At 64.0% G+C, this 16,216-nt stretch carries 14 protein-coding genes; 10 read left to right on the top strand and 4 right to left on the bottom strand.

What is annotated here, in order from left to right; genetic code table 11:
• Positions 1 to 29: 29 nt before the first annotated feature.
• The 10 genes from ACIP90_RS12630 to ACIP90_RS12585 all read left to right on the top strand — a co-directional run bounded on the left by ACIP90_RS12630 (position 30) and on the right by ACIP90_RS12585 (position 11,483).
• On the top strand, positions 30 to 1,103 hold the full coding sequence (locus ACIP90_RS12630) for a sugar ABC transporter substrate-binding protein (protein ID WP_400579665.1): 1,074 nt from the start codon (positions 30 to 32) through the stop codon (positions 1,101 to 1,103).
• An 11-nt stretch (positions 1,104 to 1,114) separates the two neighbouring features.
• Positions 1,115 to 2,659, top strand: coding sequence for a sugar ABC transporter ATP-binding protein (locus tag ACIP90_RS12625; RefSeq protein ID WP_400579664.1), 1,545 nt, complete (start codon positions 1,115 to 1,117; stop codon positions 2,657 to 2,659).
• 35 nt (positions 2,660 to 2,694) lie between these two features.
• Entirely contained in the window at positions 2,695 to 3,822 is a 1,128-nt protein-coding gene (locus tag ACIP90_RS12620) for an ABC transporter permease (RefSeq protein ID WP_400579663.1), read from the top strand.
• Positions 3,809 to 4,387, top strand: coding sequence for a gluconate 2-dehydrogenase subunit 3 family protein (locus tag ACIP90_RS12615; RefSeq protein ID WP_400579662.1), 579 nt, complete (start codon positions 3,809 to 3,811; stop codon positions 4,385 to 4,387). Before ACIP90_RS12620 ends, ACIP90_RS12615 begins: the two co-directional genes overlap by 14 nt.
• Entirely contained in the window at positions 4,380 to 6,077 is a 1,698-nt protein-coding gene (locus ACIP90_RS12610) for a GMC family oxidoreductase (RefSeq protein ID WP_400579661.1), read from the top strand. Before ACIP90_RS12615 ends, ACIP90_RS12610 begins: the two co-directional genes overlap by 8 nt.
• A 92-nt stretch (positions 6,078 to 6,169) precedes the next feature.
• Positions 6,170 to 7,258 (top strand): nitrilase-related carbon-nitrogen hydrolase, encoded by a 1,089-nt coding sequence (locus ACIP90_RS12605; protein WP_400579660.1) that lies wholly within the window; start codon positions 6,170 to 6,172, stop codon positions 7,256 to 7,258.
• A 93-nt stretch (positions 7,259 to 7,351) separates the two neighbouring features.
• Complete coding sequence (locus ACIP90_RS12600) at positions 7,352 to 8,365, top strand: alcohol dehydrogenase catalytic domain-containing protein (protein WP_400579659.1); 1,014 nt, start codon at positions 7,352 to 7,354, stop codon at positions 8,363 to 8,365.
• Entirely contained in the window at positions 8,362 to 9,522 is a 1,161-nt protein-coding gene (locus ACIP90_RS12595) for a Gfo/Idh/MocA family oxidoreductase (protein WP_400579658.1), read from the top strand. The genes ACIP90_RS12600 and ACIP90_RS12595 overlap by 4 nt, the downstream gene beginning before the upstream one ends.
• Positions 9,523 to 9,546: 24 nt before the next feature.
• Positions 9,547 to 10,491, top strand: a complete 945-nt coding sequence (locus tag ACIP90_RS12590) for an aldo/keto reductase (RefSeq protein ID WP_400579657.1) — start codon at positions 9,547 to 9,549, stop codon at positions 10,489 to 10,491.
• Positions 10,492 to 10,676: 185 nt separating this feature from the next.
• Positions 10,677 to 11,483, top strand: a complete 807-nt coding sequence (locus ACIP90_RS12585) for a DeoR/GlpR family DNA-binding transcription regulator (protein ID WP_400579656.1) — start codon at positions 10,677 to 10,679, stop codon at positions 11,481 to 11,483.
• A gap of 480 nt (positions 11,484 to 11,963) precedes the next feature.
• Here ACIP90_RS12585 and ACIP90_RS12580 read toward each other — a convergent pair whose 3' ends face one another.
• Genes ACIP90_RS12580 through ACIP90_RS12565 form a run of 4 tightly spaced genes read right to left on the bottom strand, consistent with a single transcriptional unit; the run spans position 11,964 to position 16,195 of the window.
• The gene (locus tag ACIP90_RS12580) at positions 11,964 to 12,977 is read right to left on the bottom strand and encodes a sugar phosphate isomerase/epimerase family protein (RefSeq protein ID WP_400579655.1); all 1,014 of its coding nucleotides are present in this window, start codon (positions 12,975 to 12,977) and stop codon (positions 11,964 to 11,966) included.
• Positions 12,978 to 13,003: 26 nt separating this feature from the next.
• Positions 13,004 to 14,500 (bottom strand): sugar ABC transporter ATP-binding protein, encoded by a 1,497-nt coding sequence (locus tag ACIP90_RS12575; protein ID WP_400579654.1) that lies wholly within the window; start codon positions 14,498 to 14,500, stop codon positions 13,004 to 13,006.
• Positions 14,497 to 15,351, bottom strand: coding sequence for a TIM barrel protein (locus ACIP90_RS12570; protein ID WP_400579653.1), 855 nt, complete (start codon positions 15,349 to 15,351; stop codon positions 14,497 to 14,499). Before ACIP90_RS12570 ends, ACIP90_RS12575 begins: the two co-directional genes overlap by 4 nt.
• Positions 15,344 to 16,195 (bottom strand): TIM barrel protein, encoded by an 852-nt coding sequence (locus tag ACIP90_RS12565; RefSeq protein ID WP_400579652.1) that lies wholly within the window; start codon positions 16,193 to 16,195, stop codon positions 15,344 to 15,346. Before ACIP90_RS12565 ends, ACIP90_RS12570 begins: the two co-directional genes overlap by 8 nt.
• Positions 16,196 to 16,216: the final 21 nt, after the last annotated feature.

Below are 16,216 nucleotides of genomic sequence, written 5' to 3'. Positions count from 1 at the left end.
TACACGCAACCCAATTTCAAAGGAGAACCATGGTTACCAAGCGAACAGCGCGGCTCGCACTTATCTCGTCTCTCTCTGCTGCCACTCTTCTCGGCCTCACGGCCTGCGGCGGTTCCGCCCCGGCCACCACGTCTCCAGAGGACAAAGGGCTGATCGGCATTTCCATGCGGTTCATCGCCGGAAACGCCTGGTTGAGCACCATGTCCGACGGCGCCGTCAAGTCCGGAACCGCCAAGGGCTGGACGATGGAAGCCGTCGATGCCCAGGGCAGCGCCCAAACCCAGATCCAGCAGATGAGGACCTTCATCAACAAGGGCGCCAAGGCGATCATCATCGAGCCGGTGGGCGACCGCAACGTCGCCGGCGGCATAGAGGCTGCCAAGGCCGCCGGCATTCCGGTCATCGTCGTCAACGACCGTGTTTCGGAGGAGCTCGCCAAGAAGGTCGCCTGCAACGTGCACGACGACGGCGAAGCGACCGCCGAGCTGGTGGGAGCGAAAGCCGCGGCGGCCGCCGTCGCCAGGAAGGGTAAAAACTCCACCATCAACCTCTACATCCAGGCGCTGTTCCCCCAGGAGCTCGTCACCGAAAGCCGTGAAAACGGGTTCATGGCCGGCTGGAACAAGTACATGGAGCAGCACCCGACGGTGAAGACCAAGCGGATCCCCAACAACTACGGCGAAGCCCTGCCGGACAAGACCCTGACCGCGATGCGCAACGTGCTGGCCGGAAACCCGGACCTTGACGTCGTCTTCAACCAGACCGACGTCGTAATGCCGGCGGTGATTGAGGCACTCAAGGGCGCGGGCCGCATGGACCAGAAGGGTAAGACCGAGGTCATCCTGGCCGGGTTTGACGGCGGCATGGAGGTTATCAAGTCCATGGCCAAGGATCCCTCCTCCCCCGTGGTTGCAGACGGCCTGAACCAGCCGGCGCTCCAGGCGGCCTACGCCGTGGACGAAGCCATCGCCGCCGTGACCGGCACACCCACCGGCGAGTGTGAGGGCACCCCGGCAACCCGGATACTGCCCGCTCTGGCTGTGACCCCCGAGAACGCCGGCCAGTACATCAGCGACGACCTCGCCTTCGCTGGCGCCGAGTAGGCGGGACCATCATGACTGCATCCGTTGGGCTCGACCTGCGCCCCCTGATCGCGGTATCGGGAGTGTCCAAGGCATACCCGGGAACCCAGGCCCTCGCCGGCATCAATTTGGAAGTGATGCCCGGAGAAATCCACGGCATCGCCGGACAGAACGGCGCCGGAAAATCCACCCTGGTGAGAATCCTCTCCGGCGTGGAAAGGCCTGATTCCGGCAAAGTCCTGATCGACGGTGAGGCCGTCACGCTGGATAACCCGCAGGCGGCCCAGCGGGCGCGGATCATGACCGTTCACCAGGAACTCAGCCTGGTCCCGCACCTCTCTGTGGCGGAGAACATCTACGTTGGAGAACTGCCGCGCACCGCCGTCGGCACCATCCATTGGTCCAGGGTTCGCACCCAGGCCCGTGAACAGCTGCTACGCCTCGGGTTCGACATCGACGTCCGTGCCAGCGTGGCATCGCTGCCGATCGCCCACCGGCAGGCCGTGGAAATCGCCAAGGCCCTGACCCGGGACGCCCGGGTCCTGATCCTGGACGAACCCACGGCCACCCTGCCGCGTCACGACGTGAACCAACTGTTCGACCTGCTGAACGAGCTAAAGAAGCTGGGCCTGGCCATCATCTACATTTCGCACCACTTCGACGAGATGTACGCAATCTGTGACAGAATCTCCGTCTTCCGGGACGGCCAACGCGTGGCGCTTCACGACGGCGACGAAAAGCAGCACGATGCCATCCTGCAGTCCATGCTCGGCGGGGTGAGCCCGGAGCGGTCAGCAAAGCTTCAGGTGGGGCCCGGAGACATGCCCAGGCTCGGCACCGGCCGGACCGAGGGCGAGGTGGTGCTGTCAGTCCGTGGCCTCCGTGATGGCCACGACCTGCACGGGGTGGACCTGGACCTTCACAAAGGCGAGGTGCTCGGCATAGCCGGCCTTTCCGGCAATGGCCAAAGCCAGCTTGCCGCGGCTTTGTTCGGAGCTGAAAAGTCCCAGCACGAGGAGTTTCTGGTCAACGGCCGGGAGCGGCGTCGGCAGGATCCCGCCCACTCGATCGCCCTGGGTATCGGCTTGCTCCCCGAGGAACGCAAGACGCAGGGGCTGATCCTGACCATGTCCATCACACGGAACATCACCATGGCCTCTCTGCCGCGGTTCTCGCCCGGGAATTTCCTGAACAAGGCCAAAGAACAGAAGGCAGCAGTGCGCATGCGTGACGCCCTTGCCATCAAGACCGCACACGTCGGCGAAGCGGTGGGAAACCTCAGCGGCGGCAACCAGCAAAAGGTTGCCCTTGCGAAGTGGCTGGTCAGCGGCGTCAGCACGCTGATCATCGTCGAACCCACCCGGGGCGTGGACGTGGGGGCAAAACTTGAGATCTACGAACTCATCCGCACGTTCGCGGACCAGGGTGGCAGCATCATCCTGATCACGTCCGAAATCGATGAGGCCCTGATGTGCGACCGGGTGCTCATCCTTAGCCGGGGCCGGACCGCCGGCGCCGTGAGCCGCAGCGAGATTGAGCAGCGCGGGGAGGCCGCGATCCTCGACCGCTTCAACTGACCGTCCCGATAACCAAAACAATGGAGTTCAAACCCGTGGCAACCAACACCACCCCAATACCGCCGGCACGAAGGCTTGCCCAAAGCCTGCCGTCCGCCCTCACTTCGCTCCGCACGTTCGTCGCTTCGCTCGGCTCCAAGGGATACCTGCTGGCCGTCGGCGCCATCGTCCTTCTCGTCGGCAGCGCACTCTCCCAGCACTTCATGACCTCACGAAACCTCATATCGGTCCTGATCACCGCTTCTGTGGTGTCCGTCCTCGCCGTCGGACAGTACCTCGTGATCGTCACCGGCGGCATCGACCTCTCGGTAGGGGCCGTCGCAGCAGTGTCGTCGGTGATAGCGGGGCTGGCCCTTCAGCAGGGCACGCCCTGGCCCGTCGCCCTCCTTCTTGCACTGCTGACCGCCGGCCTGATCGGGGTCTTCAACGGCCTGATGATCGTCTACGGCGGCATCACCCCGTTCATCGTGACGCTGGCGATGATGAGCATCGCCCGCGGTGTGGCATACATGCTGCAGACGGGGCGGCAGGTCGCGATCGAGGACCAAGGCTTCCTTGCGGCCTTCACCGCCAGCGTGGGTCCCATGCCCGCGCCGGTCATGATCGCCCTGCTGGTGACCATCGTCTTCGCCGTCGTCATGTCCCAGACCCGCTTCGGCCGCCGGCTCTTCGCACTGGGAGGCAACCCGGAAGCCGCCAGGCTGTCCGGACTCCCCATCAAGCGGGACATCATCGGCGCCTACTTCCTCTCCTCCCTCCTGGCCGGCCTGGGCGGGGTGATGATCGCCGCACAGCTGACCGAGGGCAGCGCGATCATTGGCGAGGGCTACGAGCTCAACGCAATTGCCGCCGTCGTTGTGGGCGGGGCGTCCCTTTTCGGCGGCACCGGCGACCCTGTCAGCGCCGTCCTGGGAGGCCTGATCATCGCGGTGATCCTGAACATCATGGACCTTCTCGGCATTCAGGCCCAACCCCAGCTGGTGGTCAAAGGGGCCGTGATCCTGCTGGCCGTCCTGTTCACCAGCGGCGTGGGCAACAAGCTGCCCGGCGCCCTTCGAAAACTCATCTTCCAGCAGCGCTACACGGGCAAGCCCACTACTCAAGCGACGCCGCTCGGCGCTGCACCGGCAAAGGACAAGGAGGAAGCGGATGTCCGCCACTAACGAGGCCACGCTGACCCGGTGGCGGTTCTTCACGGAGGCGGAAGCCGAAACCGTGGACGCCATCTGCGCGCGCATCTTTCCCAGCGGCGACGGAAAACCCGGCGCCCGGGAAACCAAGGTCATCACCTACATCGACAGGACGACGGCGGACGAGGACGAGGCCCTGCGCCGCTGCTACCGAGACGGAGTGGAGGCCCTGAACGGCCTCAGTTCCGAGCTGTACGGCCAACGGTTCGCGGAGCTGTCCGACGAACGCAAAGACGAGGTGCTGGAACGCATCGAAGCCAGCGGAGCCGCTGAATCCACTGGAGCCCCGGAGGGCCCCGAAGATGAGGGCCTCCTGGCCACGTTCTTCGCCCTCGTCTGGGAACACACGATCCAAGGCATGTTCTGCGACCCCCACTACGGCGGCAATCACGAGGCCCTGGGCTGGCAGCTGGTCGGCTTCCCAGGGGCCCAATGGGGCTACAACGCCGAACAAATGCGGCCCGGCTTCGATTCCAAAACCATCCCCATCAAGACACTTGAAGATCTACGCAGAGAGTTGAGGCGAGCAGATGCCTGAGACTGCAGAGGCCATCGTCGTCGGGCTGGGAGCATCCGGAGGCATCATCGCCGAGCAGCTGACCAAGGCCGGAATCCGGGTGCTTGCCCTCGACAAGGGACCCGTGCACACCACCGAGGAATTCACCTTCAAGCAGGACGAAGTCAAGTACTACTCCCGCGGCTCCCTCGTCCCCCAGCTGGCAACCGACCCCGTCACTTGGCGGCCGGACGAAAAGTCCACCGCACGGCTGCTCCCCTGGGCAGCCGGGGTACGCGGGAACAGCGAACCCCTGCACTTGCCGCCCTCCATTGGTCCCGGCGGCGGAACCCTGCACTGGGGCGGTGCTTCCTGGCGCCACCGCGACGCCGACTTCCGCATGAAATCCCTCATCGAGGAGCGCTACGGTGCCGACGCCCTGGACGAGGATTCCACCATGGTGGACTGGCCCATCGGCTACAGCGACCTGGAACCCTACTACGACCGCGTCGAATGGGAACTGGGCGTCTCGGGCCGGGCGGGAAACGTCAAGGGCGCGCCGGACCCGGAGGGTAACCCCTACGAATCCCCCCGGGAGCGCGGCTTCCCGATGCCCCCGCTGCGCACGGCGCCGGCCGACGACAGGTTTAAAGCGGCCTGCCAGCGCCTCGGGTACCGCCCCTTCCAGCAGCCGGCTGCGGTGGCTTCCACAGACTACAAGTCGCTAAAGGGCTGCGAATACTGCGGTTTCTGCCACGGCTTCCTGTGCCACGTCAACGCCAAGCAGTCCAGCCGCATCACCTCCGTCGAGGCGGCCCTGCAGACGGGCAACCTGGAAATCCGTTCCAACTCACGGGCCTTCCGGCTAGACCGCGACCCTTCCGGCCGCCGGATCACCGGAGTCTCCTACTTCGACGCCGACGGCAACGTCCACGAGGTGCAGTCCAGCCTCGTGGTGGTGGCCTGCTACGCCTTGGAGAACAGCCGTCTGCTGCTCGCCTCCGGCATCAACGCCAGCGGCCAGGTGGGCCAGAACTTCATGACACACAGCTTCGGCTGGTGCAGCGTGGTCCTGCCAGAGTTCAGCAATCCCTTCATGGCACCCCTCGTCGCCGCCAGCGTCGTGGACGATCTGAACTGCGACGGCGTGCCGGACAACGACGAAGGGGTGCTGTGGGGATCCGTCCTGACCAGCATTCCCGGCGACCTCCAGCCCATTGAAGCCGCCCACAACCTCCCGCCCGGCATGCGCCGCTGGGGTCAGGGCTTCAAGGACTGGTTCTCCGAGAACTACCGTCGCCTGATGGGCATCCACAACCAGGTTCCCAGCTTCCCGTCCAGGAAGTACTACTGCGACCTCGATCCGGTGGTGAAGGACAAGTTCGGCCAGCCGGCGCTGCGCATCACGCACGACTGGTCCGAGCATGACCTGGCCGCCCTTAAGTACTTCGAGAAGGTCAAGCGCGCCATCGCCGAGGAAATGGGCGCCACCCAGTTCTGGTCCGAACCGACGCCCCCGGCATACCACCTGTCCACGCACGAGGTGGGAACTCACCGGATGGGCGAGAACCCAGCCGATTCCGTCGTCGACATCTACGGCGAGTCCCATGAATGCAAGGGCCTGTTCGTCGTCGGTGGCGGCCAGTTTCCCACGCTGTCCGGCTACAACCCGACCCAGACCCTGCAGGCGCTGGCGTATCTCAGCGCCGACCGCATCCTCGACAAGGTCTGACCGGGCCCGTACCGGAACACTAAACCCCCGAAAGAACACCTCGTCTACCTGAAACCCCAGGCGACGACGCGATAAAGAAAGAGAAATAACAAATGGTTGACCCGTATGCCATCGTGGCATTGTCCAACACCGTCCACACCATCAAGAAGCGCGAAGACGCCATCGAGAACACCAAACGGATCTGCGACTTCATGGACCCGGCCGTCATGGTGGCGGCCACCGACGGCGCACCCGTCAAGCTTGTTGTCCTGCCGGAAATGGCAATTCAGGGCATGCTGCCGGACTTCAAAGCCGGCAACCGCGAAGCCCACGAAGCCTTCGCCATGACCATCCCCGGACCGGAGACCGAGATCCTCGGCCAGAAGGCCCGCGAGCTCAACACCTACATCGCCGCTGAGCTCTACCTTGTCCGCGACGACGACTTCCCGGGCCACCTCTTCAACGTGGCCTTCATCATCGACCCCAACGGTGACGTGGTCTACAAGCGTTACAAGTCCACCTCGGACGCGTACGAGGGCGGCGCCCTGGGCACCACCAACCCGCACGACATCTGGGACGAATTCATTCAGAAGCGCGGCAACGGCAACCTCCTGGATGCCTTCTTCCCGGTCGCCAAGACCGAGATCGGCAACATTGGCTACATCATCTGCCACGAGGGCGCCTACCCGGAGACCTCCCGCGGCCTGGCGATGAACGGTGCCGAACTCATCATCCGCGGCACACTGATCGAGCCGCAGGTGGGCATGGGGATGTGGGAGCTGCAGAACCGCGCCCACGCCATGTTCAACCAGGTCGTGGTGGTCGCTCCGAACCTGGGCCCGCAGCGCAACGACGACGGCAGCCTCTTCGACCTCTTCGGTGGCCAGTCGATGATCGTGGACCACAAGGGCCGGGTCCTGGTGAAGAACGAAGGCGTCAGCGCCGGCGACTCCTTCGTCAGCAGCGTCATCGACCTGGAGGCGCTCCGCCGCTCGCGGGCTGCCAACGGCGTGACCAACTGGTTCAAGGACCTGCGCACCGAAATGTATGCGGGTATCTACGAACAGCCCATCTACGAAAAGAACCAGTACCTCAACGAGCTGCCGGCCGAAGGCTGGCTTGCCCGTGAGGCGAAGCGCCGTGGCATGAACATCGAAAAGCTCATGGAACGCGGACTCCTCACGGCGCCGTCGAGCAACTAACTCCCCGCAAGAGGGAAACCACTGCGGGCGTCCGGCCCAGGCCGGACGCCCGCAGTCCATCACCAATCCCTGCAAAACCCGAAAGGTAGACGCATGTACGCCGCCGTCCTCCGTGCCCCCGGACCCGTCGAGAACCATCCGCTGGACTACAGCGAGGTCCCTGAACCCGTACCCGGACCCGGTGAAGTCGCGATCAGCGTGCTCGCCTGCGGGGTCTGCCGGTCCAACCTGCACATGATCGAGGGTGACTGGCTGCCCGGCACCCCCGCCGCGCTGCCTATCATCCCGGGCCATGAGGTTGTGGGCCGGGTGAAGGCCGTTGGTCCCGGCGTGGACAACCTCGCGGTGGGCGACCGGATCGGCGTCCAGCCCATCTGGTCCGCGTGCGGCATGTGCGGGCACTGCATCGGCGGTCATGAGCAGCGCTGCCGGCGGCGGCAGATCACCGGAGAGACACGCGACGGCGGTTACGCGGAAGTCATGCTCGCGAACGCCGCCTTCGCCTGCAAGATCCCCGATTCCCTGTCCGATACCGAGGCTGCGCCACTGTTCTGCCCGGGGATCACCGCCTACGGCGCGGTGAAGAAGGCGCTGCTGCGGCCGGGACAGAACGTGGCCGTGTTCGGCGTCGGCGGCGTCGGCCACCTGGCGCTGCAGATGGCCGGGCTCACCGGCGCCCACGTCAACGCCGTCTCCCGGAGCGTGAAGGCCCGGACCCTTGCCGAGCAGCTGGGTGCACACGGCGCATATGTGCCTGCCGGAAGCGAGGCAGGCCTGGTGCTTCGGGACGGGTCCCAGGACGCGGCCATCGTCTTCGCCCCGTCGGACCGGGCCGTTGCCGAAGCGCTGCGCGTCATCAAGCCGGGCGGCCGCGTGGTGCTCGGCGTGGCACAGTCCGTGGGCGTTATGGACATCGGCGACGAAAAAACTGTGGTCGGAACGGTGCTGGGTACGCGCCAGGACATGGCGGACGTACTAAGCCTCGCAGTGGACGGCAAGCTCCACGCTGTCCATGAAGACTTCCCGCTCAGCGAGGCCAATCAGGTGCTGCAGCGGCTCAAGAACGGCCAGCTGCATGGCCGTGCCGTACTGGTGCCCGGCGCATGAGTGCCGTCGCCGGCCGGGAACCGCAACGGTTCATCATCGTGGGCCGGGGCTGGCGCGCCGACTTCTACCTGCGCATAGCCCGAAGCCTTCCCCACCTCTTCACCTGCGTCGGTGCGGTCACGCGAACATCAGAAGGCGGGGAGTACATGGAGCAGCAGTGGGGCATACCCACATACCGGACCCTCCAAGAGGCAGCCCGGAGCCTGGACCCGGACCTCGCCGTCACGTGCGTCCCCCGGCACGCCAACCCGGAGGTCGTCCGTGCACTCATTGGCCTCAACATTCCGGTCCTTTCGGAAACGCCGCCCGCCGCTGACCTTCCCGCACTGCTCGCGCTGTGGCACGACGTGGGGTCCACGGGCATGGTCCACGTGGCCGAGCAGCACCCCTATCTTCCCTTCTTCCGCGCAGTCCGCCGCCTCCTCGACGCCGGCAAGTTCGGGGAAGTCAGCTCCGCCACCGCGTCCTGGACCCACGACTATCACGCCATGGCCATCCTGCGGTCGGTGCTCGCCATAGGACACGACCGCGTACACATCCTGGCGATGTCCCGGCAGTCCCCGCTCCTCAACGGACCAGACCGGCAGGGCAAACCCGATCACAAGAAACTGGACGACGTCCGCACCACACTCGCGCTCCTAAGTTCGGGCTCCAAAACAGGGCTCTACGACTTCACCGAGACCCAGTGGTTCAATCCCCTGCGCGGACGGCATTTCCAGCTCCGCGGCAGCCACGCCGAACTCACCGGCAACCGGCTCACCTGGTTAAACGACGACGGCGACCCCATCAGCGCACCGATCGAACGACGCCAACTCGGCATCAACGGCAACCTCGAAGGCGCCGATCTGGACACACTCAGCGCCGCAGGGGAAATCCTCTACGTGAACCCTTTCCGCGGCGCCCGGCTCTCAGACGAGGAGATCGCCATGGCCACCTGCCTCAACAACACGCTGCCGGAAAACCGCACCCAGGGCTACTCCCTGGCCGACGCCTGCCAGGACCACTATCTCTCCCTCCTCATTCATGAAGCCGCTGGGTCAGGAGGGAGCCTCAACTCGACGCCACAACCATGGCAGGCCGTTCCGAGCCTCCACACCTCATCGGGCCACCAGCTCACACCAGCGCGTGCCGTCACCGGCCTGGAACCAACCAAATAACAACCGATTCGAAGGAACGACAATATGCAGAAGCGAACCCTGGGACGCACCGGGCTATCCGTCTCCCCAGTCTGCGTGGGAACAAGTGCCCTGGGCAGCCACCCCACACAATACGGCTATGAAGTCAGCCACGAGACGGCGGTAGCCACCATCCGCCGAGTGTTCGACGGACCGTTCAACTTCGTCGACACCTCCAATGAATACGGGCACGGCGGCGACAGCGAACGCCGGATTGGCGAAGCCATCAAAGAAGCGGGCGGCCTGCCGGCAGGCATTGTCCTCGCCACGAAAGTCGACCCCGTCGTCGGCACCACGGACTTCTCCGGCGACCGGGTCCGCAAGTCCGTGGAGGAAAGCCTCGAACGGCTCGGACTGGACAGACTGCAACTCGTCTATTTTCACGACCCCGAAAAGATCACCTTCGAAGAAGGAACGGCGCCTGGAGGTCCCCTAGAGGCCCTCATTGACCTGAAGAACCAAGGCGTTATCGAACACCTGGGTGTTGCAGGCGGCCCCATCGACCTCGAACTGAAGTACCTGGCGACCGACGCCTTCGACGTCGTCATCAGCCACAACCGCTACACCCTCGTGGACCAGACGGCGGAGCCGCTGATCCAGGACGCGGCGGCCCGCCGCGTGGCATTCGTCAATGCCGCCCCATTCGGCGGCGGCATGCTGGTCAAAGGTCCGGACGCAGTCCCGAACTACTGCTACCGCCCGGCGAGCCCGGCGATCGTGGAGCGGGTCCGGAAAATGGAACAGCTGTGCAAGGCGCACGATGTGCCCCTGGCCGCCGCGGCGCTGCAGTTCTCCACCCGGGACCCACGTGTCGCGTCCACGATTGTAGGGATGTCCGAACCCCGCCGCGTTGCCCAGACAGCCGAACTCGCCGAGTGGGACATTCCGGCCGAGCTGTGGGACGAACTGATCCCGCTGGCCCGCGCCGCCGGTTCCGGGGAATTGGGATAACCGCCTACCTTCCCAAACACCGTGAATGCCTCCGCCAGGTCCCATACCGGAATCTGACGGAGGCATTCCGGCGTGCTGGCCGACGTCACCGTGCCCCGGTAATTCCAGATTCTCGTCAGCAGGAATTTCATGACACCGTTAGGAGGAGTCAACCGGCCAGCTAAGCCGCTTTACAGGAGGTAGCCATGACCCCAGCCGCAGAACAGGCCAACGGGCGTCCGGACACGCGCGTGCCCTACGCGGACCAGAGAAGAGAATTCATCCTTGCCACACTCCGAACGAACGGCCGCGCCGATGCCGCCGACATGGCTCTGGAACTCGGGGTCACGAACGAAACCGTCCGCAAGGACTTTGTAGCCCTCGAGCAACTCGGATTGCTCCGCCGCGTCCACGGTGGGGCGATCCCCGTGGGGCGCCTGACCTATGAACCTCCCCTGGCAACGAGAACAGCCCTCTCCGAGGAGAAGGAGCTCATCGCCCGGGCGGCCCTCCAGCACTTGCCCGCCGACGGCTCAGTACTCATCGATGGGGGGTCCACGACCGCGAAGCTGGCCGAAATCCTGCCGCGGGACCGTGCGCTGAGGGTCTACACCAACACGCTGTCAATCGCCATCACCCTCATGGATGCGCCGTTGCTGACGGTTTACACACTTGGCGGACGCGTCCGCCCGGTCACCTCCGCGGAAGTCGATGACTGGGCAGCCCGGGCACTTGCTGAAATCAACGTGGACGTAGCGTTCCTCGGAACCACAGCCGTCTCCCTCGAGCGGGGCCTCACAACTCAGGATGCGGCCGAAGCGGCCGTCAAGCGGCTCATGCACGCCAGCGCCCGTCGCCGGATTCTTCTCGCCGATCACAGTAAGTTCGGGAAGGTCAGCAACTGCAAACACGCAGATCTGGGCGACATCGACCTCCTTATCACTGATACCGGCATCAACCCCCAGATGCTGAAGTCGCTGCGTTCAGCAGGCCTCCGTGTGGAGACGGTCTGACCCCTCGTCAACGATTAACAGGCCCTCATCTACGGGCACACCGCAGTCAGTCGTCGCCCCGTTCTGAACGGCGAACGCGGTGCTGGCCCCACCCGGCGTCCAATCCTGAAAAGACCAGGACGGAAATCGGCCTCGTACAACGTTTGGCCTCATCGCCGGACTTGCCGGGCCGTGGTTCGCCTGCCAATGCGCGCTGAAATCGTATGTCAGGGTTCCGGCTGGCGCGCCATCCCTGAATTCGATACAGCAGTGCCGCACGTCCCTGCGATCGCCGAGGACCATCTCTATCCCCATGATGAAAGTTCCCGTGCATGGAAGCTCTCCGCTGTACTCAAACTCGAGAACGCAGTCACGATCGGTTCGCGAGACAGCTGCCCTGACTAGCCGGGGCGCCTGAAGGCAAACTTGGTCATAGGCGTGAGTACACATGGCGACTCCTCATACACGGGACCCAATGGTGGTCTTTCTGATGCCCGACAATTAATCCTTGCTGCTGAAGGCGGCGTCGAAGCTGGTCTGCGAGGCCGGGAAGTCGAACTTCTTGAGCGCGGCGAGGGCTTCGGGGGCGCCGTGGAGGCGGTCCATGCGGGCGTCTTCCCATTCGATGCTGATGGGGCCGGTGTAGCCGATGGCGGTGAGGGCGCGGAAGGAGGATTCCCAGGGGACATCGCCGCGTCCGGCGGAGACGAAGTCCCAGCCGCGGCGGGGGTCGCCCCAGGGCAGGTGCGAGCCCATGACGGTGTTCCGGCCCGTCATGCGCAGCTTGGTGTCCTTGCAGTCCACGTGGTAGATCCGGTCCTTGAAGTCCCAGATGAAGGAGACGGGGTCGATGCCCTGCCACATCATGTGGGAGGGGTCCCAGTTCAGGCCGAACGCCTCCCGGTGGCCGATGGCTTCCAGGGTCCGGACGGTGGTCCAGTAGTCGTAGGCGATCTCACTCGGGTGGACTTCGTGGGCGAAGCGGACGCCGCATTCGTCAAAGACGTCCAGGATGGGGTTCCAGCGGTCCGCGAAGTCCTGGTACCCGGCGTCGATGACCTTTTCCGGCACGGGCGGGAACATCGCGACGTACTGCCAGATGGAGGAACCGGTGAAGCCGACGACGGTGTCCACGCCCAGGGCCTTGGCGAGCCGGGCGGTGTGTTTCATTTCCTCGGCGGCGCGCTGGCGGACGCCTTCGGGGTTCCCGTCGCCCCAGACCCTGGCGCCGACGATCGCTTCGTGGCGGAAGTCGATCGGGTCATCGCAGACGGCCTGGCCCTTGAGGTGGTTCGAGATGGCCCAGACTTTGAGGTTGTATTTTTCCAGCACGGCGAGTTTGGATTCGACGTAGCCGGGCTCGTCCCAGCGCCAGGCGTCCAGATGGTCCCCGGACACGGCGATCTCGAGGCCGTCGTAGCCCCAGCCGGACGCGAGCCGCGCGACTTCCTCGAAGGGCAGGTCGGCCCACTGGCCGGTGAACAGGGTGAACGGGCGGGTCTGTTGATTGGTCATAGCTATTTCCGTTCCGGGAGGATCGCCTACGCCGCGGCGTAAGCGATGACGTTTTCTTTCGTTGCTTGGGCTTTATCCAGTTCGGCCACTACTCGGCCGGCCCGCATGACCATCACTCTGTCGGAGAGCTCGAGCAGCTCGGGGAGCTCGCTGGAGATCACGAGTACGGCTACGCCTCTGCGGGCCAGCTGTTCGATCAGACGGTGGATCTCGGCCTTCGCACCGATGTCGATGCCCTTTGTTGGCTCGTCCAGGATGAGGACCTTGGGATTGCTTGCCAGGCAACGGGCGATGATGACCTTTTGCTGGTTGCCGCCGGACAGGGACTGTATCGGCGTTTCCGCAGACGGGGTCCTGACATCGAGTTCCTTGATGTAGTCGCCGACCATCTTCTTTTCGAGGCCCCGCCGCAGCACGCCCCATTTACTGACCTGTTTCAGGAGGGTCAGCGTGGTGTTTTCGCGAATGGACAGCATTGGAATGATGGCCTGCAGCTTGCGCTCCTCCGGGACGAGGGCAATGCCGGCAGCGATGCCGGCCGAGGCACCATGGAGACTCAGTTTCCGGCCGTTTACCTCTACGGTTCCGGCGTCGGCTTTGTCTGCCCCGTATATGCATCGGGCGACCTCGGTCCGGCCTGCACCGACGAGTCCTGCGAGTCCAACGATCTCCCCTGCATGCAGCTGGAGGTTCACGTCCTCAAACGCACCTGCCAGGCTTAGACCCCGCGCCTCGAGAACAAGTTCACCGCGTTCGCGGGGAATGTGCTCGTAGAGGTCAACGTCCTTGCCCACCATCAGCTGCACAACGGAACGGGCATCAAGTTCATCTGCCGGGACGGATGAGGCCACCGTTTTGCCTTCGCGGATGACGGTTATCCGGTCGGCCAGTGTGAAGACTTCCTCCAGTTTGTGCGAAACGTACATGATCGCCAGGCCTTTGCCCCGCAGCTCGTTAACCAGCTTGTACAGTTTCTCAACGTCCTGCTCGGTCAGGGCGGTGGTGGGCTCATCCATGATGATGACTCTCGCGTCCTGGGCTATGGCCCGCGCGATTTCCACCATTTGACCGTCCACCGTTGAGAGCGCCATGGCAGGGGTGTCGAGGTTGAGGTGGGGCGCGACCTGGTCGAGGGCCTTGCGTGCGCGCTTACGGATCTCGCGGCGGGAGAGGATGCCGTTGTGTCCGCCCCAGTTTCCCAGAAGAACATTCTCGGCCACGGACAGGTCCGGGACCAGGTTGTGCTCCTGGTAGATGGTGGCGATGCCGGCGGCCTTGGAGGCCACTGTGCTGGAAGGCATGAGCTCGCCGTCCACGTACACGCCGCCTTCGTCCGGAGTGTAGAACCCGCTGAGTGTCTTGATCAGCGTTGATTTACCGGCCCCGTTTTCACCGCAGACGCAGTGCACCTCTCCGGCATGAAGCTCAAAGTTCATGCCGGAGAGGGCGACGACGCCCGGAAACAGTTTTACGAGATTGCGTGCTTCAACGATTGCTGGAGCGCGTCCGGGCGTCACGGTCATGGCAGTTCCCTCCTCAGGAAGGTGAGTCCGTCCCTGGCCAGCGCGTCCATGGACGGTGCCACCGGCCGCCAGAGCGAAACGGCCTTGGCGATTTCCTCGACCGTGGGAAGGAACGATTCGACAACAATGGAACCCTGGTAATCGATCGTTTTCAGCGCGTCAAAGGTCTCGGACCACGGGACGTGTCCGCTGCCGGGCGTTCCGCGGTCGTTTTCCGACACTTGGAAGTGGAAAACCTTGTCACCGGCAGAAGTGATGGCCTCACCGATGTTCTTCTCTTCAATGTTCATGTGGAACGTGTCGAGCATGAGGCCCACGTTGTCCCGGCCGATCAGTTGGCACAATTCCAGACCTTGCTGGACAGTGTTGACCAGGTCGGTTTCGAAGCGGTTGAGCGGTTCGATGGCCAGCGTGACTCCACGTTCGGAGGCGTAGTCGGCCACTTCGCGCAGACTGTCGGCCGCCCACTGGCGCTGCTGCTGGCGTTCCCCGGGGGAAAGCAGCCGGGCTTTGCCGGTGGCCGAGTACATAGGGCCGGCCACATGGGGTGATCCGACGGCTTGCGCGATGTCAATGCAGAGTTTCAGGTAGTCAATGCCCTGCCGCCGCTTCTGCGGGTCCTCGTGCGAGACGTCACGGTCCGGTCCGAATGCGCCGCAGATGGACACGGGCAGTCCGGTCCGTTCCGAGGCTTTCTTCAGTGCTTCCGCGCTGACCACCGCAGGGTCTTCAATGCAGACTTCGATCAGGTCGTAGCCCATTTCTTTAGCGACATCGAACTGATCGACGTCCTCATCGGTGAATGGGGAGACCAGGATGAAGGTGCTGACTCCGAATTGGTATTTACTCATTGGGCCACAGCTCCTGTTCCAGCTTCTTCATTTCGTTGATGGCTTTTTCGGTGTAGGGGTCAAGGAACTCCAGGTGGCCGCCGCGTGCCATCATGGCAAAGGGGTTTGACGCGGCGGGCAGGAGCTCGAATGTCAGGTAGCCGTCGAAGTTGATGTCCTTCAGCGTCTGCAGTGTCGGACGGAAGTCGATGTGTCCTACGCCGGGGGCTGCACGGTTTGAATCGGCCAGGTGGACATGGTTGACCTTGCTGCCGGCACGGGCGAAGGCGCCGTGAATGGTGTCTTCTTCGATGTTCATGTGGAAGAGGTCACCATGCACGCCGGCGTTCTTCAGGCCGGTAGCGTCCAGAAGTTCAACGGCGCGGTCGAGCCGGTTCAGGAAATGTGTCTCGTACCGGTTCCATGGTTCGAGGGTGATGTTGATGCCGACGCCGGCCGCATATTCGCCAAGCGTGCGGACGTTCTCCACAGCCCATTCCCATTCCTGTTCGTCGCTGGCCAGGGCTTCGGTCTTACCCACCGGGGAAGGTCCGACGATGATGGTCGGAGCTCCGACGGCGGCGGCGAAATCGGCTACCGACTTGCCGTAGTCGAGGGCCTTCTGCCGGTTGGCGGCGCTGGGGTTGATCAGGTCGCGTTCCTCGCCGAACCAGATGCTGCAGATGGAGCTGACGTCAATGCCTGCGTCCTTGGTGAGCTGGTTGATTTCTTCGACGTTGTGCGTTGCCGGTTCTCCTACGAGTTCGATGGCGTCGTAGCCATAGCGGGCGACGCGGTCGATGCCTTTGGCGATGTCTTCCTGGTAGTAGACGATGGCGTTGTAGGAATACTTGAAGCGGGACATGTTTCTCCTTGAGTTGGAATT

The organism is Arthrobacter sp. NPDC093139 (genome assembly GCF_044754165.1).
GTDB lineage: Bacteria > Actinomycetota > Actinomycetes > Actinomycetales > Micrococcaceae > Arthrobacter.
Note: the sequence above shows the minus strand (reverse complement) of the source record. Positions and strands in the feature narration are given on the sequence as shown.

Coding starts and splice junctions, on each gene's coding strand:
- ACIP90_RS12630 (WP_400579665.1), top strand. CDS start 30: ATGGTTACCAAGCGAACAGCGCGGCTCGCACTTATCTCGTCTCTCTCT.
- ACIP90_RS12625 (WP_400579664.1), top strand. CDS start 1,115: ATGACTGCATCCGTTGGGCTCGACCTGCGCCCCCTGATCGCGGTATCG.
- ACIP90_RS12615 (WP_400579662.1), top strand. CDS start 3,809: ATGTCCGCCACTAACGAGGCCACGCTGACCCGGTGGCGGTTCTTCACG.
- ACIP90_RS12610 (WP_400579661.1), top strand. CDS start 4,380: ATGCCTGAGACTGCAGAGGCCATCGTCGTCGGGCTGGGAGCATCCGGA.
- ACIP90_RS12605 (WP_400579660.1), top strand. CDS start 6,170: ATGGTTGACCCGTATGCCATCGTGGCATTGTCCAACACCGTCCACACC.
- ACIP90_RS12600 (WP_400579659.1), top strand. CDS start 7,352: ATGTACGCCGCCGTCCTCCGTGCCCCCGGACCCGTCGAGAACCATCCG.
- ACIP90_RS12595 (WP_400579658.1), top strand. CDS start 8,362: ATGAGTGCCGTCGCCGGCCGGGAACCGCAACGGTTCATCATCGTGGGC.
- ACIP90_RS12590 (WP_400579657.1), top strand. CDS start 9,547: ATGCAGAAGCGAACCCTGGGACGCACCGGGCTATCCGTCTCCCCAGTC.
- ACIP90_RS12585 (WP_400579656.1), top strand. CDS start 10,677: ATGACCCCAGCCGCAGAACAGGCCAACGGGCGTCCGGACACGCGCGTG.
- ACIP90_RS12580 (WP_400579655.1), bottom strand. CDS start 12,977: ATGACCAATCAACAGACCCGCCCGTTCACCCTGTTCACCGGCCAGTGG.
- ACIP90_RS12575 (WP_400579654.1), bottom strand. CDS start 14,500: ATGACCGTGACGCCCGGACGCGCTCCAGCAATCGTTGAAGCACGCAAT.
- ACIP90_RS12570 (WP_400579653.1), bottom strand. CDS start 15,351: ATGAGTAAATACCAATTCGGAGTCAGCACCTTCATCCTGGTCTCCCCA.
- ACIP90_RS12565 (WP_400579652.1), bottom strand. CDS start 16,195: ATGTCCCGCTTCAAGTATTCCTACAACGCCATCGTCTACTACCAGGAA.